17 protein-coding genes are annotated in these 22,519 nt (G+C 74.9%); 9 read left to right on the forward strand and 8 right to left on the reverse strand.

Annotation, left to right across the window (positions count from 1 at the left end; all coding sequences use genetic code 11):
• Positions 1-14: 14 nt before the first annotated feature.
• Entirely contained in the window at positions 15-437 is a 423-nt protein-coding gene (locus tag QRT03_RS16410) for a roadblock/LC7 domain-containing protein (RefSeq protein WP_286053981.1), read from the reverse strand.
• Entirely contained in the window at positions 434-4,516 is a 4,083-nt protein-coding gene (locus tag QRT03_RS16415; RefSeq protein ID WP_286053983.1) for a nitrate- and nitrite sensing domain-containing protein, read from the reverse strand. The genes QRT03_RS16410 and QRT03_RS16415 overlap by 4 nt, the downstream gene beginning before the upstream one ends.
• Positions 4,517-5,070: 554 nt before the next feature.
• On the opposite strand from QRT03_RS16415, the gene QRT03_RS16420 reads away from it, so the two are divergent.
• Entirely contained in the window at positions 5,071-6,741 is a 1,671-nt protein-coding gene (locus QRT03_RS16420; RefSeq protein ID WP_286053985.1) for a DNA repair helicase XPB, read from the forward strand.
• Here QRT03_RS16420 and QRT03_RS16425 read toward each other — a convergent pair.
• The 4 genes from QRT03_RS16425 to QRT03_RS16440 form a co-directional block, all read right to left on the reverse strand.
• Positions 6,738-7,196, reverse strand: coding sequence for a YccF domain-containing protein (locus QRT03_RS16425; RefSeq protein WP_286054386.1), 459 nt, complete (start codon positions 7,194-7,196; stop codon positions 6,738-6,740). The genes QRT03_RS16420 and QRT03_RS16425 overlap by 4 nt on opposite strands.
• 179 nt (positions 7,197-7,375) lie before the next feature.
• Positions 7,376-8,674 carry an MFS transporter gene (locus tag QRT03_RS16430; RefSeq protein ID WP_286053987.1) on the reverse strand — a complete coding sequence of 433 codons (1,299 nt, stop codon included), beginning with the start codon at positions 8,672-8,674 and terminating at the stop codon, positions 7,376-7,378.
• Positions 8,675-8,818: 144 nt separating this feature from the next.
• A complete protein-coding gene (gene groL / locus QRT03_RS16435; RefSeq protein ID WP_286053989.1) occupies positions 8,819-10,453 on the reverse strand; it encodes a chaperonin GroEL in 1,635 nt (544 codons plus the stop codon).
• Between the two features lie 171 nt (positions 10,454-10,624).
• A complete protein-coding gene (locus QRT03_RS16440) occupies positions 10,625-11,833 on the reverse strand; it encodes a serine/threonine-protein kinase (RefSeq protein WP_286053990.1) in 1,209 nt (402 codons plus the stop codon).
• A 133-nt stretch (positions 11,834-11,966) separates the two neighbouring features.
• On the opposite strand from QRT03_RS16440, the gene moeA reads away from it, so the two are divergent.
• The 4 genes from moeA (at position 11,967) to QRT03_RS16460 (ending at position 17,551) form a co-directional block, all read left to right on the forward strand.
• Positions 11,967-13,163 carry a molybdopterin molybdotransferase MoeA gene (gene moeA / locus QRT03_RS16445; RefSeq protein ID WP_286054387.1) on the forward strand — a complete coding sequence of 399 codons (1,197 nt, stop codon included), beginning with the start codon at positions 11,967-11,969 and terminating at the stop codon, positions 13,161-13,163.
• 337 nt (positions 13,164-13,500) lie between these two features.
• A complete protein-coding gene (locus QRT03_RS16450) occupies positions 13,501-14,280 on the forward strand; it encodes a phosphatidylserine decarboxylase (protein ID WP_425604848.1) in 780 nt (259 codons plus the stop codon).
• A complete protein-coding gene (pssA, locus tag QRT03_RS16455) occupies positions 14,280-15,224 on the forward strand; it encodes a CDP-diacylglycerol--serine O-phosphatidyltransferase (RefSeq protein ID WP_286053991.1) in 945 nt (314 codons plus the stop codon). The genes QRT03_RS16450 and pssA overlap by 1 nt, the downstream gene beginning before the upstream one ends.
• Positions 15,221-17,551, forward strand: coding sequence for an AAA family ATPase (locus tag QRT03_RS16460; protein WP_286053992.1), 2,331 nt, complete (start codon positions 15,221-15,223; stop codon positions 17,549-17,551). Before pssA ends, QRT03_RS16460 begins: the two co-directional genes overlap by 4 nt.
• Before the next feature lie 91 nt (positions 17,552-17,642).
• Here QRT03_RS16460 and QRT03_RS16465 read toward each other — a convergent pair whose 3' ends face one another.
• Complete coding sequence (locus QRT03_RS16465; protein ID WP_286053993.1) at positions 17,643-18,392, reverse strand: LytR C-terminal domain-containing protein; 750 nt, start codon at positions 18,390-18,392, stop codon at positions 17,643-17,645.
• A gap of 48 nt (positions 18,393-18,440) precedes the next feature.
• Positions 18,441-18,761 carry a nucleoid-associated protein NapA gene (gene napA, locus QRT03_RS16470; RefSeq protein WP_286053995.1) on the reverse strand — a complete coding sequence of 107 codons (321 nt, stop codon included), beginning with the start codon at positions 18,759-18,761 and terminating at the stop codon, positions 18,441-18,443.
• Positions 18,762-18,930: 169 nt separating this feature from the next.
• Here napA and QRT03_RS16475 point away from each other — a divergent pair, with 169 nt between their 5' ends.
• The 4 genes from QRT03_RS16475 to thiD (QRT03_RS16490) all read left to right on the forward strand — a co-directional run bounded on the left by QRT03_RS16475 (position 18,931) and on the right by thiD (QRT03_RS16490) (position 22,518).
• Positions 18,931-19,518, forward strand: a complete 588-nt coding sequence (locus tag QRT03_RS16475; RefSeq protein WP_286053996.1) for a peptide deformylase — start codon at positions 18,931-18,933, stop codon at positions 19,516-19,518.
• A gap of 58 nt (positions 19,519-19,576) precedes the next feature.
• Positions 19,577-20,509 (forward strand): S1C family serine protease, encoded by a 933-nt coding sequence (locus QRT03_RS16480; RefSeq protein ID WP_286053997.1) that lies wholly within the window; start codon positions 19,577-19,579, stop codon positions 20,507-20,509.
• 146 nt (positions 20,510-20,655) lie between these two features.
• Entirely contained in the window at positions 20,656-21,486 is an 831-nt protein-coding gene (gene thiD, locus QRT03_RS16485) for a bifunctional hydroxymethylpyrimidine kinase/phosphomethylpyrimidine kinase (protein ID WP_286053998.1), read from the forward strand.
• A 207-nt stretch (positions 21,487-21,693) separates the two neighbouring features.
• A complete protein-coding gene (gene thiD / locus QRT03_RS16490; protein ID WP_286054000.1) occupies positions 21,694-22,518 on the forward strand; it encodes a bifunctional hydroxymethylpyrimidine kinase/phosphomethylpyrimidine kinase in 825 nt (274 codons plus the stop codon).
• Position 22,519 lies beyond the last annotated feature (1 nt).

Consider the following 22,519-nt stretch of genomic DNA (forward strand, 5'->3'; position numbering starts at 1 on the left):
TCCCCCCGCCCACCTCACCGGAACCCCGATCCCTGGAGCTCCGCGCGCAGTTCGGGCGTGAGCAGCTGACCGACCCGGTCGACCAGCAACGTCATCTCGTAGCCCACGAGGCCGATGTCGCAGTTCGGGGCGGCGAGGGTCGCCAGGCAGGAGCCGTCGCTGATCGACATCAGCAGGACGATCCCGCGCTCCATCTCGACCACCGTCTGCACCACCTCACCGGCCTCGAAGCACCGGGCGGCGCCCTGGGTGAGGCTGATCAGGCCGGACGCGACGGCCGCGAGCTGGTCCGCTCGGTCCCGAGGGAGCCGGCTCGACGCGGTCAGCAGGAGCCCGTCGGCGGAGACGACCACGGCGTGGGCCACGCCCGGGACCCGCTCCGCGAAGTTGGAGACCAGCCAGCCGAACCTGCTGGGCTGCGACTGGGGTGCCGTCACTGCTCCTCCTCGGTGCCGTTCGTGGTGTCGGCCCCGGCGGCGGGCCCGCCGTCGGTCGGCCGGGTCGCGCGGGTGCGCCCGTCGGCGACCCCGCGTTGGTAGCTGGCGAGCCGCCCGCGGATCGCGTCCGCGGAGCGGCGGGTGGCCTCACCCGCGCCGGTCGGTGCCGGGGCAGGGGCGGGCGCGGGCTGGGCGCTCCCCGGGACGAGGTGCGCCCGGGGACGACGACGGGGCAGCCCGGCCTCGGTGGTGCCGGCGTCCACCGCGGAGAGCGACGGTGCCCCGGCGTCGAAGCCGCCGCGACCGGTCTCGGCCCACTCCGGGTCGACCTCGTCCGGGGCGCTCGGTTCGGCCTCGCGGAACCACACCGACGCGACCTCGTCGAAGATCGGCGTGCGCTCGCGGTTGGGGAGCACCGCCGCGGGCCGGCGCGGGAGGGCACCCGGTGTGCGGACGGGCAGCCCGCCGGTGCCGTTCGTGCCCGGGCCGTGGGCACCGTTCGTCGCGGGGGCCGGGACCCCGTTCGTCTCCGCGCCGAGGCCGTCGTCGACGAACCCCCGTCCGCCGTTCTGGGTGGGTGCGGCGGCCGGAGCCGTCGGGGTCTCCGGGACGGCGGGAGCAGCTGTGTCGTCGCCGGGGGCGAACAGCTCCTCGGCCTCGGCGGCGGCCTCGTCGCCCTCGGTCTCGGAGGCCGGTCGGGGCCGCAGCCGCGGCGCCGAGCCGGGTCGGAGCAGGGGACCACCGCCCTCGGGCCGGCGACGCTGCGCGAGGGGGCGCAGCGAGCGTCGCGTCGGGCGTGCCGGGAACTCGTCGGACCCGTCCGTCCCGTCGACCGGGGCGAGCCCGTCGGGCGGGGCGTCGACCGGGGCGGGACTCGCCTCCGCGACGGGCTCGGGAGCCGGTTCGACGTCGTCCTCGGACCGCTCGACCACGGGAGCCTCGTGGACGTCGCCCGCGGGCGTCGCCGGGGCGACGTCCTCGGCCGACACCTCCTGGTCCACCGCGTCGGGCTCGGCGGTGTCGGAGCCGGGTGGTGGCACGACCTCGGCGCCGTTCCACATCGTCGGCTGCGGCACCGGCGGCGAACCCGGCGGGCGGGGGCCGTGGTCGCGGGGCGGACCCCACGGGGCCGGCCGCGGACCCGCCGGTGCACCCGGGAACGGTCCGGCCTGGCGCATCGGCATCGGTCGGGGCGCCTGCGGGCGCGCCGCGGGCGGCTCCTCACCCCAGCCCTGCTGCGGAGCCGGCGCGTCGTTCCCCCAGCTCTGCGCGGCCGGGACGTTCTCTCCCCGGCCGGGCAGGCCGGGACGGGGACGCGGCGCCGGGCGACCCGGGGGCGGGCCCGGCACGGGCCCGCCGTCGGGCACACCACGGAAACCGTGCCGTCCGGGAGGACCGGCGTCCTCGGTCGGCCCGGGGTCGGCGGACGGCTCGTCCTCGTCGGGCGCACCGTCGGGTCCACGCCAGGCGTGGGCGGCCACGGGCCGCTCCGGGACCGACGACGCCTGCTCGTCGGTGCCGGGCGTGCCCTGGCTCCAGACGGTCACCCCGTCGTCCTCGGACCCGACCGTGGTGGCGACGCGGTCGTCGTCCTCGTCGTCCTCGTCGTGGTCGGCCGCGTCGTCGTGCGGGCCCGGGACCCCGGCGGGTGCGGGCTCCTCCGGTGGCGGCGGAGGAGGCGTGGCGCCGGGCCGGACGGGGCGGCGGGGCAGCGCGGCGGCGAGCGCACCGCCGACGCCGTTGAGCCGGGTCGGTGTCTCGCCGTCGACGGGCGCCGGGGCGGCGTCCGTGCCGGGTTCCCCGCCCGCCTCGGACGCGCCGTCCGGCGTGATGGACGGGGCGAAGAACGTGGCGGCCCCCGCGACGCCGGCCGCTCCGGCCGCTCCGGCCGCAGCCACTCCGCGCGCGGCGGTGCGCCGCGGCAGCTCCGGGTTCCCCTCGCGGGGCTCCTGACGGGGAATCCCGGGACCGTCCGCACGCTCCGGCCACTCCGGTCGCGGCGGCGCGCCCGGCGCCGCGCCGACGCCGCTCGACCCCGGGGACCGGACGGGCAGCCCGGTCCCGCCGAGCGCACGCGTGGACGGACCACCGCCCGACCGCCCCCCGGGCGCCCCGGAGAGCACCGCGGAGGAGGGGATGCGCACCGCGGCGACCACCCCGCCCTGCTCACCGGCGCGGAGGGTCACGCCGATGCCGTGCCGGATCGCCAGACGGCCGACCACGAACAGGCCCATCCGCCGGGACGCGGAGACGTCGACGGTGGGGGGCGAGCCGAGCCGCTGGTTCGCGTCGGCGAGGTCCTCGTCGGTCATCCCGACGCCCCGGTCGGCGATCTCGAGGACGACCGCGCCGTCGGCCTCCGGGCGCGCCGACACGTCGACCCGGGTCTCGGGCGCGGAGAAGGCCGTGGCGTTCTCGAGCAGCTCCGCGACGAGGTGCACGACGTCGGCGGCCGTGCGGCCGAGCAGCTGGACGGTGGGTGGTGGGGCGAGTTCGACGCGCTGGTACTGCTCGACCTCGGACGCCGCCGCGCGCAGCACGTCGACCAGGGGCACCGGGCGGCCGCCACGCCGGGCGAGGTCGGTCCCCGAGAGGACCAGCAGGTTCTCGGAGTTCCGCCGCATGCGGGTCGCGAGGTGGTCGAGCTGGAACAGGTCGGCGAGGGCCTCCGGGTCCTCCTCCTTGTTCTCCAGCTGCTCGATCAGCCGCAGCTGCCGCTCGACCAGAGCCTGCGAGCGGCGCGAGAGGTTCACGAAGATGCTGTTGAACGCCGACCGCAGGCCGGCCTGCTCGGCCGCGAGGCGCACCGCCTGCTCGTGCACCTGGTCGAAGGCGCGGGCGACCTGACCGATCTCCTCGCGGGTCTCGATCGGCGTGCGGGTCACCTCGGTGTCCGGGGCCTCGCCCTCGCGCAGGCTGCGGACCGCGTCGGGCAGGCGGCGTTCGGCGACGTCGAGAGCGGTGCGGCGCAGCAACCGCAGCGGGCGCAGCAGCGAGCGCGTCACGAAGAAGACGACCGCGGCGCCCGCCATCAGCGCGAGCAGGAGCACGACCGACGCGACGCCCGCCGCGTTGCGGGCGCTGTTCTGCAGCGCGGCCGCGTTGGCCTGGAGGCGTTCGCGGAGCTGGTTCGAGACGTCGGTGACCTTGAGCTGGACGGCCGACGACGCCGCGTCCCAGTCCTGCGCGGAGACCTGCAGCGGCAGGCCGGCGCTGCCCCGGCCGAGCACGACCTGGGCCAGCCGGTCGCGCTGGTCGACGTCGGGCCCGACGACGGCGTCGGCGAGGGCGGCGTTGTCCGTCCCGACCGCGCTGCGGAACTCGTCGACGGCGATGCTGCGGCGCAGGGTCGCGTTGCGCGCCTGGTCGATCGACGGGGCGTCGATGCGACCGCCGGCGATCGCCGCGGCCACGACCGCCTGCACGTAGGCGTCCTGCTCCCGCACCACCGACAGCGCGTAGAGGCCACCCGACAGGCCGGCGATCGACGGGTCCGCCGCCTCGCGGGTCAGCGACTCGTCGAAGGTCAGGACCGAGGTCGTGGCGTCGGTGTAGCGCGAGATCGCGCCGGCCGGGTCGACGGCGCCGCCCCGGACGTCGTCCCGGACCCGGTCGAGCCCCTCGACCGCGGAGAAGGCCTCGCGGTAGGCCGACCGCGTCTGCTCGTCGACCGAGTCGGCCGATCCGTAGCCGCTGCGCAGCTGGGCGAGCCGGTCGTTCGTCGCGTCGACGGCCTCCTGGACGGGGCCGAACCCACCGGCCCGGTTCGTCGCGAGGAAGACCGCGGCGGCCCGCCGTTCCGAGTCGAGGGCGGCGAGCAGCGCGGCGTTGTTGCTCTCCAGGGCGACCGCCTGCTGCACGCCGTCGTAGGAACTCGCCTCGTCGGTCTGCTCGACGATGCGCAGGACGCCCAGGGTGATGACGAACAGCGTCGGCACCAGGAGGACCGCCGCGAGCTTGACGGGGAGGCTCCAGTTGCGGAGCGCGAGGCGCTCACCGCGGGGCGGCCGGCCCTGCGGGTCGGGACCACCGCCGCGGGCGTCGCCTCGCGCGTCGGTTCGACGGACGGGAGCGGTCACGCGTCGATCCTTCCCCTTGCACCGGTCGGTCGGGCGTCCACCGCGGACACGCACCCACGAACGGACGCCTGCTGCACCCTCTGTAGTTGTTCATGGGCTACACTGCCCACGGTTCGATCGCCACGACGCTCCGTGGGTGACGAGGTCACCCCGGTCGACGCGGAGTCGTGTGCACGGCGTGCACACCGCGGGACAGTGGGTCGCATCGGCGGGTCCGTCGCTCGGTCGGGTCGGGCACCGTCGTCGGGATGCGGTGCATCTCGACGTGGAGCGGGCGGGCAGGGCGGCCGCGCACGAGCGTGGCCCGCGACGGCCCCGACGAGTGGTGGGTCACTCCCCGGAGCGGGTGTCGGTGATGCGGGAGTGTATCCGTCCCCCCTGACGAGATCATCTCCCCGTCGGGCCGGGACCCCCTCCGAGCGGCGTCGATCACTCGATGTGGCTGGTCAACGTACGGGTGCGGTAGCGCGATCCGGCCCGCCCGCGGGAAGAGGACAATGGAGGAGACGGTTCTGCCGTCGTCACCCTCGCGAGACCCCTGGAGGCCCGACGCCGTGAGCACCCCCGGGACCGGACCGCTGATCGTCCAGTCCGACAAGACGCTGCTGCTCGAGGTGGACCACGAGGGCGCGGCCGCGGCCCGCACCGCGATCGCGCCGTTCGCCGAGCTCGAACGCGCGCCGGAGCACGTGCACACCTACCGCGTCACGCCGCTCGCCCTCTGGAACGCGCGCGCCGCGGGCCACGACGCCGAGCAGGTCGTCGACGCGCTGGTCAGCCACTCCCGCTTCGCCGTCCCGCAGAACCTGCTCATGGACGTCGTCGAGACGATGGGCCGCTACGGGCGGCTGCAGCTGACCAACCACCCCGCGCACGGCCTCGTCATGGTCTCGTTCGACCGCGCCGTGCTCGCCGAGGTGAAGCGCAACAAGAAGATCGCCCCGCTGCTCGGCGAGCAGATCGACGACGACACCGTGATCGTGCACCCGTCCCAGCGCGGGCTGCTCAAGCAGACGCTGCTCAAGGTGGGCTGGCCCGCCGAGGACCTCGCGGGCTACGTCGACGGCGAGGCGCACGCCATCGAGCTCGACCAGGAGGACTGGGAGCTCCGCGACTACCAGGCCGCCGCCGTCGAGGGCTTCTGGGCCGGCGGCTCCGGGGTCGTCGTGCTGCCCTGCGGCGCGGGGAAGACGCTCGTCGGGGCGGCTGCGATGGCCAAGGCCAAGGCGACCACGCTCATCCTCGTCACGAACACCGTCGCCGGGCGGCAGTGGAAGCGCGAGCTCGTGGCCCGCACCTCGCTGACCGAGGACGAGATCGGCGAGTACTCGGGCGAGCGCAAGGAGATCCGCCCGGTCACGATCGCGACCTACCAGGTGATGACCCGCAAGACCAAGGGCGAGTACCGGGCGCTGGAGCTGTTCGACTCCCGCGACTGGGGCCTGATCATCTACGACGAGGTGCACCTGCTGCCCGCGCCCGTCTTCCGGATGACGAGCGACCTGCAGTCCCGCCGGCGCCTCGGGCTCACCGCGACCCTGGTCCGCGAGGACAACCGCGAGGGCGACGTCTTCTCGCTCATCGGGCCGAAGCGCTACGACGCGCCGTGGAAGGACATCGAGGCGCAGGGCTGGGTCGCGCCCGCCGACTGCGTCGAGGTCCGCGTGACGATGACCGAGAACGAGCGGATCGTCTACGCCACCTCGGAGGCCGACGAGCGCTACCGGATGTGCGCCTGCGCGCGGACGAAGATCCCGGTGGTACGCCGGATCCTGGAGCAGCACCCCGACGAGCCCGCCCTCGTCATCGGCGCCTACATCGACCAGCTCGAGGAGATGGGCCAGGCGCTCGACTGCCCCGTCATCCAGGGGTCGACGACGAACAAGGAGCGGGAGAAGCTCTTCGACCAGTTCCGCCGCGGTGAGCTGCCGCGACTCGTCGTCTCGAAGGTCGCGAACTTCTCGATCGACCTGCCCGAGGCCTCCGTCGCGATCCAGATCTCGGGGACGTTCGGCTCCCGCCAGGAGGAGGCCCAGCGCCTCGGGCGGCTGCTGCGTCCCAAGGGCGACGGCCGGCAGGCGCACTTCTACTCGGTGGTCTCGCGGGACTCGGTCGACGCCGACTACGCCGCGCACCGTCAGCGCTTCCTCGCCGAGCAGGGCTACGCCTACCGGATCGTCGACGCCGACGACATCCTCGGCCCGCCGGTGCCCGAGGTCGACTAGCGGCCGTACCAGGGCACCTCGCGTCGGGCGCCCGGGATCGGGGTGGTGGCCGTGGTCGGCCCCACCCCGAAGGTCCGCGGGTCGTCCACGTCGACGATCCGTCGGCCCAGCGGCGTCAGCGACACCGGGATCAGCTTGAGGTTCGCCCACGCGAACGGGATGCCGATGATCGTGACGGCCAGGGCGATCGCGGTGAACACGTGCCCGATCGCGAGCCACCAGCCCGCGACCACGAACCAGATGACGTTGCCCAGCGTCGACCCGACGCCGTGGTCGGCCCGCTTCTCCAGCCGCTGACCGAACGGCCAGAGCGTGAACAGGGCGATCCGGAACGACGCGATGCCCCACGGGATCGTCACGATCAGCACGCAGCAGATGACGCCGGCGATCACGTATCCGATCGCCATCCACACCCCGGCGAGCACCAGCCACACCAGGTTCAGCAGGATCCGCAGGGCTTCCATGTGTCCAGGATGCCCAGATCGGCTGAGAGCGCCCTGAGCGTCACGGGAACTATTTTCCCGACGTCGGGTCGAGCGGGCACCCGGGGCCGCCAGCGGACCTACGAGCGGGCCGTTCGTCACGATCTTGCGTGACGAACGGCCCGCTCGTACGGAATGGGACGGGACCGACGTCAGGTCAGCACGCGGCCCTTCGTCTCCGGCAGCGTCAGGATGATCAGGAACGCGATCACCGCGCCCCCGGTGACGTACCAGAAGAACAGCTGCGGCTGGCCCGCCCCGGAGAACGCCGCGATCAGCAGCGGGGCGGTGCCGCCGAAGATCGCGACCGTGAGGTTGTACCAGGCGCCGATCCCGAGGGCGCGCAGCTCGGTCGGGAAGATTTCGCTCATGATCGCGGGCGCGATCGACGAGAACACCGCGTAGAGGCCCAGGCCGACCGAGAACACGATGATCAGGTTGATCAGCGGCGGGCGCTCGGTGATGAGCAGGCTCAGCGGCACCGTCAGGACCGCGAACGCCAGCGACCAGACCAGCATCTGCGGCTTGCGCCCGAACCGGTCGGCGAGGGCACCCATCGGGTACTGCAGCACGATGAACACCACGGTGCCGATGGACAGCGCGAGGAACACGTCGCTGCCGGGGGCGTCGCGGAACTGCACCGCGTACGGGGTCAGGGCGCTGAAGAAGGTGTAGTAGCAGAGCGTCGAGAGCAGCGTGAACCCGAAGAGCTGCAGGACCGACCGCGGGTGGTGGGTCAGCGTCCGCAGCAGCGGGTTCTTCGTCGCCCTGGCTTTCTCCACGTTCTCCTCGAACTGCTCGGTCTCGGTGAGGCTGCGCCGCAGCCAGAGACCGACCAGACCGAGGACGCCCCCGACCACGAACGCGATGCGCCAGCCGTACGACTCGAGGTCGGGGCGCGACAGCGTCGAGGTGAGCAGCAGCCCGAGCAGCGACGCGGCGAGCAGCGCGACACCGGTGGAGATGTAGAAGAAGCTGGAGTACCGGCCCCGCCGGTTCGGCGGCGCGATCTCGGCGAGGTAGGCGCTGGCGTTGGACACCTCACCGCCGAGCGAGAGCCCCTGTGCGATGCGGGCCAGCAGCAGCAGGATCGGCGCCAGCCACCCGACCGCGGAGTACGTCGGCAGCACCGCGATCACCAGGGACCCGCCCGCCATCAGCAGGATCGTCACCAGCATCGCGAACCGGCGCCCGCGCAGGTCGGCCAGGCGGCCGAGGACCACACCGCCCAGCGGACGGAAGAAGAACGCGAGCGCGTAGGTCGAGGTCGTCCCGATCAGCGCGAGCGTCGAGTTCGACCGGTCGAAGAACTGGGACGAGAAGTAGACCGCGAACGTCGCGTAGATGGTCCAGTCGAACCATTCGACCGCGTTGCCGATGCTGGCCGCGACCAGCGTGCGCACCGGCAGCTTGTGACCCTCGGTGGACGCCGGGTCCGTCACCTGGCTCATGCGCGCTCCCTCACCGTGGTCCGACGCGCACGCACCGTAGGTGATTCGTCCGGTTCCGGCCAGAGGGCGTCGCACCGGGCGGAAAACGACGAACGGGCCGCACCCCCGCAGGGGTACGGCCCGTCGTCGAGAACGGAGCAGGGACTAGAAGTCCATGCCGCCCATGCCGCCCGTCGGGTCGGCGCCGGCACCGGCGCCCGCCTTCTCGGGCTTGTCGGCCACGACGGCCTCGGTGGTGAGGAACAGCGCGGCGATCGACGCGGCGTTCTGCAGCGCCGAGCGGGTGACCTTGGCCGGGTCGATGATGCCGGCCTTGATCAGGTCCTTGTACTCGCCGGTGGCGGCGTCGAGGCCCTCACCGGTGTTCAGCCCACGGACCTTCTCGGCCACGACGCCGGGCTCGAGGCCGGCGTTGTGCGCGATCTGCTTCAGCGGCGCCTCGAGCGCGGTGCGCACGATATTGGCGCCGGTGGCCTCGTCCCCGTCCAGCCCGAGGCCGGAGAAGACGTCGCCGGTCGAGGCCTGCAGCAGGGCGACGCCACCGCCGGCGACGATGCCCTCCTCGACCGCGGCCTTGGCGTTGCGGACCGCGTCCTCGATGCGGTGCTTGCGCTCCTTGAGCTCGACCTCGGTCGCGGCACCGGCGCGGATGACCGCGACGCCGCCGGCGAGCTTGGCGAGACGCTCCTGGAGCTTCTCACGGTCGTAGTCGGAGTCCGAGCGCTCGATCTCCGAGCGGATCTGGGTCACGCGACCCGCGATCTGCTCGGCGTCGCCGGCACCGTCGACGATGGTCGTCTCGTCCTTGGAGACCGTGACCTTGCGGGCGCGGCCCAGGAGCGTGAGGTCGGCGGTGTCGAGCTTGAGGCCGACCTCCTCCGAGATGACCTCGCCACCGGTCAGGATCGCCATGTCGGCGAGCATCGCCTTGCGGCGGTCACCGAAGCCGGGGGCCTTGACGGCGACCGACTTGAACGTCCCGCGGATCTTGTTGACGACGAGCGTGGCCAGGGCCTCGCCCTCGACGTCCTCGGAGATGATCGCGAGCGGCTTGCCGGACTGCATGACCTTCTCCAGCAGCGGGAGCAGGTCCTTCACCGACGAGATCTTCGAGGACATGAGCAGGACGTACGGGTCGTCCAGCTCCGCCTCCATCCGGTCCTGGTCGGTGACGAAGTAGGGCGAGATGTAGCCCTTGTCGAAGCGCATGCCCTCGGTGAGCTCGAGCTCGAGCCCGAAGGTCTGCGACTCCTCGACGGTGATGACGCCTTCCTTGCCGACCTTGTCCATCGCCTCGGCGATGAGCTCGCCGATCTGCGGGTCGGCGGCGGAGATCGAGGCCGTGGCCGCGATCTGCTCCTTGGTCTCGACCTCCTTGGCGGACTTCAGGAGCGCCTGGGAGACGGCCTCGGTCGCCTTCTCGATGCCCTTCTTGAGGGCCATCGGGTTCGCGCCGGCGGCGACGTTGCGCAGACCCTCGCGGACGAGGGCCTGGGCGAGGACGGTCGCGGTGGTGGTTCCGTCACCGGCGACGTCGTCGGTCTTCTTCGCGACCTCCTTGACGAGCTCGGCCCCGATCTTCTCCCACGGGTCCTCGAGCTCGATCTCCTTCGCGATCGAGACGCCGTCGTTGGTGATCGTGGGGGCGCCCCACTTCTTCTCCAGGACGACGTTGCGGCCGCGCGGGCCGAGGGTCACCTTGACGGCGTCCGCGAGGCTGTTCATGCCCCGCTCGAGGCCGCGACGGGCCTCCTCGTCGAACGCGATCATCTTGGCCATGCTGGGTGGTCCTCCGATGAGAGACACGTGTGCTCGGCCAGGCGGTGCCCGCGACGGACGACCAGCTCCATTACGCCGATCTCACCGTCCCGACCTGGCACTCGACAGTACCGAGTGCCAACGCCGAGTCTGGCACTCGGGTGGGGTGAGTGCAAGCGACGCGGCGGGCCGTTAGAGCAGCGCGACGAGGAGCACGACCACCAGCACGACGAGCACCGCGCCGGCGATCACCGGGACGAGGAACGGCCGCCCACCGGACCGGCCCCCGCCGAACGCCCCCAGGTCGGTGGGCGGCGCGGGGGCCTGGATGCGCCGGGGCGGAGGCGTGGTGCGCGGCGGGAGGGGAGCACGCGCGGGCATCCCGTTCCCGACGACGGGTCCGCGCGCCGGCGGGCGGGGACGCCCGGGCGCGGGGTGCGGGGAGGATCCGGGCGTCCGGACCGCATGGGGGTTCCCCCCACGCGGCGGGACGGCGGGAGGCGCCGCCCGCGCGACCCGACCCGTCGTCGGGAGCGGCCGCCGCGCGAGCGCGGTCCGCGCCTCGCCGACGAGCCCGCGGGCGCTGCCCGGCCGGCGGTCGGGGTCGACCGACATCGCGCGACGCAGCAGGTCGTCGATGCCGGGCCCGAGCGCGACCCCGTGCCCCACCGACGGGACGTCACCGGCGAGGTGCGCGTCGATCACCTCGGTGACCGTCCCGCGGTAGGGCGCGTGCCCGGCCAGGCAGGCGTAGAGCACGCAGCCCAGCGAGTACAGGTCGGTGCGGGCGTCGACCGGCTCCCCGCGCAGGTGCTCCGGGGCGGCGAAGGTCGGGGAGCCGAGGAAGTCCCCGCCCCGGGTCCGGTGCCCGGTGGCCCCGCGGTGGGTGAGCCCGAAGTCGGCGAGGTAGGCGTGGTCGCCGCCCGTCGTGGCGCCGCCGACGAGCACGTTGGCCGGCTTGACGTCGAGGTGCACCAGCCCGTGGTCGTGCACCGCGTCGAGCGCGTCCGCGACCTGGTCGAGCAGGCGCAGCGTCCGCTCGGGCGCGAGGGGGCGGCCGCCGACGAGCGCCGCGAGGTCCGGGCCCTCGACGAAGCGCATCGCGATGTAGAGCCGCGTCGCACCGTGCGGGTCGTCGGCGCTGTCGACGTCGTAGAGCGGCACGACGTGCGGGTGGTCCACCGCGGAGGTGTTGCGGGCCTCGTCGCGGAACCGCTCGCGGAACTCCTCGTCCCGGGCCAGGGCGGCGTCGATGACCTTGAGCGCGACGACCCGCCCGAGCCGCGTGTCCGTCGCCCGGTAGACGGTGCTCATCCCGCCGCGGCCGATCAGCCCCTCGATCCGGAAGCGCCCGAACGACGACCCCGTCAGGTCCTCGCTCGTGGTGCTGGTCCCGGTCACGGCGACGAGGGTAAGGGCCGCACCACCTCGCGCGGGGCCGGACGCGGCGTGACGCCGCTCGGGGGCACGATGGCGTCCCGTGAGCACCTCCACGGGACACGGGCACGGCCACGACCACGGCGATCCGGCCGCGATGCGCCCGGTGGAGGAGCACGCCGCGACGGTCGCCGCGCTGATCGGCGCGACCGGGACCGAGACGGTCGTCCTGGCCGACGCCCGCGGGCGCGTGCTGGCCGCCGACCTCACCTCACCGGTCGCGCTGCCGCCCTTCGACAACTCCGCGATGGACGGCTACGCGGTCCGGGCCGCGGACGTCGCGACGACGCCCACGACGCTGCCCGTCCCCGAGGACGTCCCCGCCGGGCGGGTCGACGGTCCCCCGCTCGCCCCCGGCACCGCCCACCGGATCATGACCGGCGCCGCCGTCCCCGCGGGCGCCGACGCCGTCGTGCAGGTGGAGTGGACCGACGGTGGCCTGCCGGGCGGCGAGGTGCGGGTCGACCGCGCGGTCGACGCCGGGCAGAGCGTGCGGCGGGCCGGGGACGACGTCACCGCCGGGCAGGTGGTCCTCACCGCCGGGACGGTGCTGGGGCCGGCGCAGATCGGTCTGGCGGCGGCGGTCGGCGCCCCGGAGCTGACGGTGCACCGGCGGCCGCGGGTGCTCGTGCTCTCCACCGGCTCCGAGCTCGTCGCCCCGGGCGAGCCGCTGCGCCACGGCCAGATCCACGAGTCGAACGGCCCGATGCTCGCCGCCGCCGTCGAGGACGCGGGCGGCGAGGCCCGCCTCCTGCGCTTCGTCCCCGACGACGTCGACGAGTTCCTGACGACGCTCGACGCGGCTCTGGCCGAGCCCACGGACCTCGTCATCACCTCCGGGGGCGTCAGTGCCGGCGCGTACGAGGTGGTCAAGGACGCGTTCGCCACCCGTGGCGTCACGTTCACGAAGGTCGCGATGCAGCCCGGGATGCCGCAGGGGGCCGGGCGGTACCAGGACCGGGTCGCCGTGGTGACCCTGCCCGGGAATCCGGTGAGCTCGCTGGTGTCGTACGAGGTCTTCGTGCGCCCGGCCCTCCGGCGCGCGGGCGGCCACCCGCACCCCGACCGGGCGCGCGTGCGGGCGCGTGTCGCGGAGGACCTGCGCTCGCCCGACGGCCGCCGGCAGTACCGGCGCGGCCGGCTCGACCTGGACGGCACGGTCGCACCGGTCGGCGGCGCGGGCTCCCACCTGCTCGCCGCCCTCGCGCTCGCCGACTGCCTGTTCGTCGTGCCGGCGGAGGTCACCGAGGTGGCCGCCGGGACCGAGGTCGAGGTGTGGTTGCTCGAGAGCTGACGGTGCGCAACCGTCTGGACCGGTCACGGGCCTCCGAGCTGGGCGGAAGCCGCCGTCCGAGTGCTCTCGCTGGGCCATCGGCGCGAAAAGGACTTGGAGCCCCGACGAAGATCGGGCACCATGTGTGAGAACTCTCATGGCGTCGTCGCCGGACGAGTTCACCCCGGGTCGCCCGATGGCGGATCGCGTGACGACCACCGTCGACCAACCGCTTGTCGCTGGGGAGCGGACGAGCGGTTCTCGGCCGGGGTCGCCGTCTCGGGGGATGGCGGCCCCGGCCCCTCCCACCGCGTGCCGATAGATTCGGACACGCCCGCCGTCGACTCGAGGGAACCCCGTGCCCGATCGCTCCCCCGCCCCTGGCGACCCCACCGCGACCGCACGGGAGGCGTTGCCCGCCCCGCGCCGCAACCCGGTGCTGCACGCCGTCGACCTCGTCCGCGAGACGATGCCGCCGTTGCACCCGGGAGGCGCGCCGGTGATCGGCGCGGTCGCGGCGGGAGCCCTCGCGCTCCGGGCCCTGCGGGGTCGCGGCACGCTCGGCGCGATCCTGACGACGGGTGCGGTCGCGGCGTTCTTCCGCGCCCCCCACCGGAGCACGCCGCGCCGTGCCGACATCGCGGTCGCCCCGGCCGACGGCACCGTCAGCGTCATCGGGGACGCCGAGGCGCCGCCGGAGCTGATCGCGAAGGGCTTCCCGGCCGGCCCGCGCCCGCGCGTGAGCACCTTCCTCTCGGTCTACGACGTGCACGTCCAGCGGATCCCGGTCGACGGGCAGGTCCTCGCGGTCGAGCACCGGCCCGGCACCTTCGTCTCGGCCGACCTGCCCGAGGCCAGCGAGGCCAACTCGCGCACCGCGGTGTGGCTGCGCGACACCGCGGGCCGTGACCTCGCCGTCGTCCAGATCGCGGGACTGGTGGCCCGCCGGATCGTCTGCGACGCGCGCCCCGGCGACGAGGTGGCGGCCGGCGAGACCTACGGCCTGATCCGGTTCGGCTCGCGGGTCGACCTGCTGCTGCCGCCCGGAGCCGAGATCGGCGTCGAGGTCGGGCAGCGGACGGTCGGCGCCGAGACCGTGCTCGCGGCCCTGGCGAGCACGGCGACGGGAACGGACTAGTGCCCGCCTCGACCGCGCCCGGGGTGCGGCTGCTGCCGAACGCCGTCACGGTGCTCGCGCTGTGCTCGGGGCTGTCCGGCGTGCAGTTCATGGTCGCGGGGAACGCGGTCGCGGCCGTCGCGTGCATCGCGCTCGCCGGGGTCTTCGACGCCCTCGACGGGCGCCTGGCCCGGCTCCTGGACGCCACCAGCCGCATCGGCGCCGAACTGGACTCCCTCTCCGACTGCATCTCCTTCGGTGTCTCGCCCGCGCTGATCCTCTTCCTGTGGTCGCTGAACGACCTGCGGGTCGGCTGGGTCGTCGCCCTCGTGCTCGTGGTGTCCGCGGCCCTGCGCCTGGCCCGCTTCAACACGCTGTCCGACGACACCGAGGCGCCGCCGTTCGCGGGCGAGTTCTTCGTCGGCGTCCCGGCCCCGGCCGGGGCCCTCGTCGCGCTGACACCGCTCGCCACCGAGCTGCTGCTGGGGCCGGGCTGGTGGTCGACGCCGGTGACGGTGGCCGTCTGGACGGTGCTCTCCGCGGGCCTGATGATCTCCCGCATCCCGACCGCGTCGCTGAAGAGCGTCCGCGTGCCGGCCGCGGCGATCGCGCCGGCCCTGGTGCTGGTCGCGCTCGTCGCCGCGGCGATCGTCGCGGTGCCGTTCCTGCTCTACCCGGTCGCGATCCTGGCCTACCTCGCGCACATCCCCTACGCCGTCTACCGCTACCGCTGGCTCGAGCGGCACCCCGAGGTCTGGCACGTCCCGCCGCGCCAGCGCCGCGCGGTGCGCCGGGCCCACCGCCGGCTCGGTCTGCTGCCGCCGCGCCGTCCGCTGCCCCGTCGGGTCGCGGGCGCCGCCGCCCGCGCCGGGCGCCGCACGATCAACCGCGACCGGGACCGCAGCCGCCCCGGACCACAGCGACTCGGGGTGCGCCGGCGCCGCCGGGGAGGAGACCAGCCGTGACGTCCGCCCCCGGACAGGTCACCCTCACCGCCCAGCTCTCGACCTCCGCGGTCGACGCGCGCCGCGGGGTCGTGCGCCTGCACGGCGAGGTGTTCGCCGCGCTCGGGCTCGCCGCGTGGGACGCGGTACGCCTGGTCGGGACCCGCTCGACGGTCGCGCTCGCCGCACCCGCCGTCGGGATGGTGGCGCCGGGGACCGCCACCCTGGACGAGACCGCGATGGTCAACGCCGGCATCGTCGCGGGGACGAGTGTGGCGGTCGAGCCGGTCACGGTCACCGCCGCCCGCACCGTGACCGTCGCCGGGTCGCAGCTCGCCTCGGCCGCGGTCGCGCCGGAGACCCTGCGGCTCGCGCTGACCGGCAAGGTGCTCGCACCTGGGGACACCGTCTCGCTGCTGCCGCAGGACCTCGCCCCGGTCCCCGGCGCGGACGCCGTCGGCACCCGCACCCGGCTGGCCGCGGAGCTCGGGGGCACCTGGACCACCGAGCTCGTCACCGTCGTGGACGTCGAGCCCGCCGGGAGCGGCGCGTTCGTCGTCGCCCCGAGCACCGTCGTCGGCTGGCGGGACGGCCCGCGGACAGGGGTACGAGCCCTTCCCGACGACAGGTCGAACGCCTTCGCCCCGTCCGGCTTCTTCGCGTCGGCGCCGCGCACGACCGGCCCCGCCGCGCCCGGACCCGGCCTGGCCGCCGCGTCGACCGGGACGCCCGCCTCCGCGCCCGCCGTGGCCGAGGCACCGGCGGCGCCGGTGGAGCCGACCGTGTCGGTGCCGGACCTCGTCGGGCACCAGGACGCGGCGCGCCGGCTGCGGGAGTGGCTGGACCTGGTGTTCCGCCGCCCGGAGCTGCTGACCCGGCTCGGCGCCGCCGCCCGCCTGGGCGTGCTCGTCACCGGCCCCGAGGGGGTCGGGCGGACGACGCTGGTGCGAGCGGTGGCGGCCGAGGCGGAGGTCGGCGTCGTCGTGCTGGACGCGCCGGCGGCGGCCGCGCTGGAGGCCGGGTCGGCGGCGGAGCGGGTGCGCACGGCGTGCTCGCGGGCCCGCTCGGCACCCGGCGCGACCGTCCTGCTCGTCCCCGACGTCGAGACCCTGCTGCCGGCCTCTGACCCGCCGCCGCTCGCGACCGTCGTCCTCGACGAGCTGCGCTCGGTGGTGGCCGACGGCGTCGCGCTGGTGGCCACCGCGCAGGGCGGCGAGGCGGTGGACCCGCGGCTGCGCGCCCCCGACGTCGTGGACCGCGAGCTCGGCCTGCCCGCGCCCGGCGACCGGGAGCGGGCGGAACTGCTCCGGGTGCTGCTGCGCGAGGTGCCGCTGGCCTCCGACGTCGATCTCGGGGCGGTCGGGCTGCGCACGCCCGGCTTCGTCGCAGCGGACCTCGTGGCGCTGCGGCGGGAGGCGGCCGTCCGGGCGGCCCTGCGCGGGGGCGCCGAGGACGAGCTGGAGCTCTCGCAGGAGGACCTGGTCGGCGCGGTGGCCTCGGTCCGGCCGGTGTCGCTGTCGTCGTCCGGGTCGCAGACGCTGCACTCGGGTGGGCTGACCCTCGACGACGTCGGCGACATGGTCGAGACGAAGCAGGCGCTCACCGAGACGGTGCTCTGGCCGCTGACCTACCCGGATTCCTTCGCCCGCCTCGGCGTCGACCCGCCCCGCGGGGTGCTGCTCTACGGCCCCCCGGGTGGCGGCAAGACGTTCCTCATGCGGGCGCTGGCCGGCTCCGGGCAGCTCAACGTGTTCGTCGTGAAGGGCGCGGAGCTGCTGGACAAGTACGTCGGCGAGTCCGAGCGGGCGGTGCGCGAGCTGTTCCGCCGCGCCGCCGACGCCGCCCCGGCCCTGGTGTTCCTCGACGAGGTCGACGCCCTCGCCCCGCGCCGCGGCGGCTCGACCGACGCGGGCGTCGCCGACCGGGTCGTCGCCGCGCTGCTCACCGAGCTGGACGGCGCGACCCCGCTGCACGACGTCGTGGTCCTCGGTGCCACCAACCGCCCGGAGCTCATCGACCCGGCCCTGCTGCGCCCCGGCCGGCTGGAGCGCCAGATCTACGTGCCGCCGCCGGACGCCGAGGCCCGGGCGGCGATCCTGCGAGCGGCGTCGAAGGCGACGCCGCTCGCCGACGACGTCGACCTGGACGCGTTCGCGGCGACGCTGGAGGGCTACTCGGCGGCCGACTGCGCCGCCCTCGTGCGGGAGGCCGCCCTCACCGCGATGCGGGCGTCGCTGGACTCCACCGAGGTGACGGCGGCCCAGTTCGAGGCCGCCCGCTCGGCGGTGCGCCCGTCGTTGGACCCGCAGCAGCTCGCGCAGCTGGAGGCCTACGCGACCCGGGGGTGAGGGCCCAGCTCCGCCCCCACCCGTGACGACGATGGCCCACCGCTCGCACCGGATGCGAGCGATGGGCCATTGCTGTCACGTGGGGAGGGGCTCAGGAACCCTTCTGCGCGTTCTGGCCCCAGTTGTTCGTCGCGATGACGATGACGCCGGGTGAGGCGCCCTGGATGCCGGGGAAGCGTGGCTCGGAGCGCAGGCCGAACGACGAGGCGAGGGCGTCCGCTGCCCCCTGCTCGCCGGTGCCGGGGCGGTAGTAGACGGTGCTGACCGGGATCACGCCCTGGGCGTAGTTGCCGGTCTCGACGACGTCGAAGCCCCGGCCCCGCATCTGACCGGCGGCCGTGTCGGCGAGGCCCTGGATCGTCGAGTTGTTGTAGACGCGCACCGGGACGCCGGCGTAGGAGGCCCCGCCGCCGGACCCCGAGCCGGACCCACCGGAACCGCCGCCCGGGACGATCGGCGGCGCGACGGCGACCGGCGGGAGCGCTCCGACGACGGGGGGTGCGGCGCCCGGGGTCGGCGCGCCCGCGCCGGGAGCACCCGCGGCCGGGGCGCCGGGAGCGCCCGGGGGCACGGCGCCCGGCTGGCCCTCGGCACCGGGAGCACCACCCGGCTGACCGGGTGCGGGCTGACCGGGCTGCCCGGGCGCGGGCTGGCCGTCGGTGCCGGGCGCACCGGGCTGTGCGGGGGCGGTCGCGTTCGGCGGCGACGCGGCCGGCGCGCTCGACGAACCCTGGCCGCCGAGGCTGATCAGGCCCACGACCGCGGCGATGGCGGCCACGCCGAGCAGCGCGACCCCCGCGATGCGTAGGCGGGAGGCGCCGGACGCCCCGGGACCCGTCATGACCCTGCTCCCCTTCCGGCGACGACCGTTCGAGGGATCAGGAGACCACTAGCTGGGCTCCACACCGAGCCGACGCGCCGCACGGGCTCGCTGACGTGTCTGCCGCAACCGCCGGAGCCGCTTGACGAGCATCGGATCGGCGGCGTGTGCCTCCGGCCGGTCGACCAGGGCGTTGAGCACCTGGTAGTAGCGGGTGGCGGACATGTCGAACAACTCGCGGATCGCCTGCTCCTTGGCGCCCGCGTACTTCCACCACTGCCGCTCGAAGGCGAGGATCTCCCGGTCGCGCCGGGTCAGGCCGTCGTCCGGTGCCGAGGCGTGCCGGCCGACGGTCGGGGCCGGGCCGGTCGAAGCTGCCGGTGCGTCCATCACGCTCCTCGGAGTCGTCCCATCGGCCCCCTCGGGAGCCGCCACGCGGAATGACACGGGTGTCATTCGCGTGCCCTCCATTCAACCACGGCCCTCCGACAACACCTCGGCGACGCACGTCGTCACCAGCTCCCACCTGCACCGGAGCCGCCCTCTAGGCTCCCGCGCCGTGACCGTCCGCCCGATCGTCGTCACCGGCGAACCCGTCCTGCACGTCCCGACGACCCCGTTCACCGACGACGAGTTCGGCACCGAGGCGCTGCGCACGCTCGTGGACGACCTCTTCGAGACGATGGACGCCGCGCACGGCGTCGGGCTCGCGGCGAACCAGATCGGCGTCGGGCGGCGGGTGTTCGTCTACGACTGCCCGGATCCGGAGCTCGACGGCGAGCGCCGGCGCGGCGTCGTCGTGAACCCCGCCCTGGAGACCGGGCCGGTCCCCGAGACGATGCCCGACGAGGACGACGACGCGGAGGGCTGCCTGTCGGTGCCCGGCGAGTCCTTCCCGACCGGCCGGGCGGAGTGGGCCCGGGTCACCGGCCGCGACGTCGAGGGCACGCCGATCACCGTCGAGGGCGTCGGGTTCTTCGCCCGCGCCCTCCAGCACGAGACCGACCACCTCGACGGGTACGTCTACACCGACCGGTTGATCGGGCGGAACAAGCGGGCGGCCAAGCGGGCGATCCGCGCGAACGGCTGGGGCGTCCCCGGGATCACGTGGATGCCGGGCGTTGACCCGGACCCGTTCGGCCACTGACGTCCGCCCAGGACGAACACCGGCGACGCTGCCGCTGCAACGGTGTAAGCACGGGAAGATGGACGAGCTCGACTCCTACTCCCGCACCGTCGTCACCGTCGCGGAGACGCTCGGTCCCGCCGTGGCCGCGCTCGCGGTCGGCGACCCGGAACGCCCGCGGGGTGCGGGCAGCGCGGTCGTGATCCCCGACCCCGCCGGCACCGGCACCGTCCTCGTCACCAATGCGCACGTCGTCGACCGCGCCCGCTCCGGGCGGGCCACCTTCGCCGACGGCACCCACGCCGACGTCCGCGTCCTGGGCGCGGACCCGCTCTCCGACCTCGCCGTCCTCGCCGTTCACCCCGACGCCACCACCCCGGCCCCGGTGACCCCCGGCGACGCGAGCGGGCTGCGGGTCGGCCAGCTCGTGGTCGCGGTCGGCAACCCGTTCGGCCTCGCGGGCAGCGTCACCGCCGGCGTCGTCAGCGGGCTGGGCCGCAGCCTCCCGACCAAGGACGGGCGCGTCGTCGAGGACGTGATCCAGACCGACGCCGCCCTCAACCCCGGCAACTCCGGGGGCGCGCTCGCCGACGCGCACGGCCACGTCGTCGGGATCAACACCGCGGTGGCCGGCGTCGGGCTCGGGCTCGCGGTGCCGTGGAACGACACCACCCGGGCCATCGTCGCGAGCCTGCGCGCCGACGGGCGGGTACGCCGCGGCTACCTCGGGGTGGTCGGGGCCCCGGCCCCGCTCCCGGTCGACGTGGCCCTGCGGCTCGGACGCCGGCAGGGGCTGCGGGTCGCGGAGGTGGTGCGCGACAGCCCGGCGGCCCGCGCAGGCCTGCGAAACGGCGACCTCATCGTCGACGCCGACCACGAGCCGGTCACCCAGGCCCGGGACCTGCAACGACGGCTCTTCGCCGACGCCATCGGCCGGACCCTGCCGGTGACCGTGCTGCGCGGCGAGGCGATGGTCGACGTCCTCGCGGTGCCGGCGGAGCTCACGAGCTGATCGCTTGCCGGGCCCGGACACGCGTGGCACCGTCGGACGGGCAACGCGGGAGCCCGCGCCGGGAGGCGGGCTGAGAGGGCGGCCGACAACACGGTGCCGCCGACCGCCCGAACCTGACCGGGTCATGCCGGCGTAGGGAGCCTGCCGTGAGCACCAGTCCGCCCGTCGCCCTCTCGATCGCGGGCACCGACTCCGGCGGCGGCGCCGGCATGACGGCGGACGTGCGCGCGTTCGCGGTGTGCGGGGTGCACGGGGCGGTCGCCGTGACGGCGGTGACGGTGCAGGACTCGCTCGGGGTGAGCGGGTTCCACCCGATCCCGCCCGACGTCGTCGCCGCCCAGATCCGCACCGTCGCCGGCGACATGGGCGTGGACGCCGCCAAGACCGGGATGCTCGCCTCGTCGGAGATCATCGCGGCGGTCGCGGCCGTGTGCGACGAGGTGGGCATCGGGTCGGGCGGCATCCCGTTCGTGGTCGACCCGGTGGCGGCGTCGATGCACGGCTCCCCGCTGCTCGCCGACGACGCGCTGGACGCGCTGCGCACCGAGCTGCTCCCCCGCGCGACCCTCGTGACGCCCAACCTCGACGAGATCGCGCTGCTCACCGACGTCAAGGTCGTCGACGACGCGTCCGCCCGCGAGGCTGCCGTGGCCCTGCACGACCTCGGCGCCCGGGCCGTGCTGGTCAAGGGCGGGCACCTGGAGGCGCTCTCGGGCCGTCGGCAGGAGGAGTGCGTGGACCTGCTCTCGGTCGACGGCGACCTCCACGAGTTCCGCTCCGAGCGCCTCGACCGCCCGCACACCCACGGCGGGGGCGACTCGCTGGCCTCGGCGATCACGGCGGGTCTCGCCCGCGGGATGTCGCTGGTGGACGCCGTCGGGCTGGGGAAGCGCTACATCACGCGCGCCGTGGAGAACTCGTACCCGCTGGGTGCGGGCCACGGGCCGGTGTCGTCGTTGTGGGCCGCCGCGCTGTAGTCATCCCGCGCTCGCCCGGGTGCCGGCGCAACCCGCGAATCCGATTCCGCCGGAATCGGTTCGTCGGCCCGGAGTGGCGAGCAGCCGGACCGGCGCAACAACCCCGCCGAACCGCTTCCACCGGAATCGGTTCTGGGGCAGGACCCGGCAGGACGGAGCCACGGAGCGACGACGGGGCCGGACCCGCCGTCGTGACATCCTGCGGGGATGGCCGATACCCCACCCCGCGCGCTGACGATCGGCGGCTCCGACTCCGGGGGCGCCGCCGGGATCGAGGCCGACCTGCGCGCGATGACGGCGTGCGGGGTGCACGGCTGCGTCGCGATGACGGCCGTGACGGTGCAGAACTCGCTGGGCGTGAGCGACGTGCACCTGGTCCCGCCGGAGACCGTTGCGGCGCAGGTCCGGGCGGTCGTCACGGACATCGGCGTCGGGGCGGCCAAGACCGGGATGCTGGCGACGGCGGGGATCATCGCCGCGGTCGCGGACGTGGTCGACGAGGTGGGGATCGGGCGCTCGGGCACCCCGTTCGTCCTCGACCCCGTCGCCGCGTCGATGTACGGGGAGCCGCTGCTGGCCGAGGACGCGATGGAGGCCATCCGCACGCTGCTCTTCCCCCGCGCGGCGCTGGCGACCCCGAACCTCGACGAGATCCGGCTCCTCGCCGGGGTGACCGTCACCGACCGCGACACCGCCCGCAAGGCCGCCGACGCCCTGCACGACCTCGGCGCCCGCTGGGCCCTGGTCAAGGGCGGCCACCTGCACGGCTCGCCGGAGGTCGTCGACCTGCTCTCGGACGGCACGGACACCTGGGAGTTCACCGGCCCCCGGATCGACACGCCGCACGTCCACGGGGCGGGCGACGCGCTCGCCAGCGCCACCTGCGCCGGGCTCGCGCGGGGTCTCGGGATGCCCGACGCCGTCGCCTACGCCGAGCGGTACATCCGCCGGGCGGTGGCGGCGTCGTACCCGCTGGGCGCCGGCACGGGCCCGGTCTCGCCGCTGTGGGCGATCGCCGACTGGGACGGCTGAC

Source organism: Actinomycetospora termitidis (assembly GCF_030286555.1).
Lineage (GTDB): Bacteria > Actinomycetota > Actinomycetes > Mycobacteriales > Pseudonocardiaceae > Actinomycetospora > Actinomycetospora termitidis.

Coding starts and splice junctions, on each gene's coding strand:
- QRT03_RS16430 (WP_286053987.1), bottom strand. CDS start 8,674: ATGAGCCAGGTGACGGACCCGGCGTCCACCGAGGGTCACAAGCTGCCG.
- groL (WP_286053989.1), bottom strand. CDS start 10,453: ATGGCCAAGATGATCGCGTTCGACGAGGAGGCCCGTCGCGGCCTCGAG.
- moeA (WP_286054387.1), top strand. CDS start 11,967: ATGCGCCCGGTGGAGGAGCACGCCGCGACGGTCGCCGCGCTGATCGGC.
- QRT03_RS16465 (WP_286053993.1), bottom strand. CDS start 18,392: ATGACGGGTCCCGGGGCGTCCGGCGCCTCCCGCCTACGCATCGCGGGG.
- napA (WP_286053995.1), bottom strand. CDS start 18,761: ATGGACGCACCGGCAGCTTCGACCGGCCCGGCCCCGACCGTCGGCCGG.
- QRT03_RS16480 (WP_286053997.1), top strand. CDS start 19,577: ATGGACGAGCTCGACTCCTACTCCCGCACCGTCGTCACCGTCGCGGAG.
- thiD (WP_286054000.1), top strand. CDS start 21,694: ATGGCCGATACCCCACCCCGCGCGCTGACGATCGGCGGCTCCGACTCC.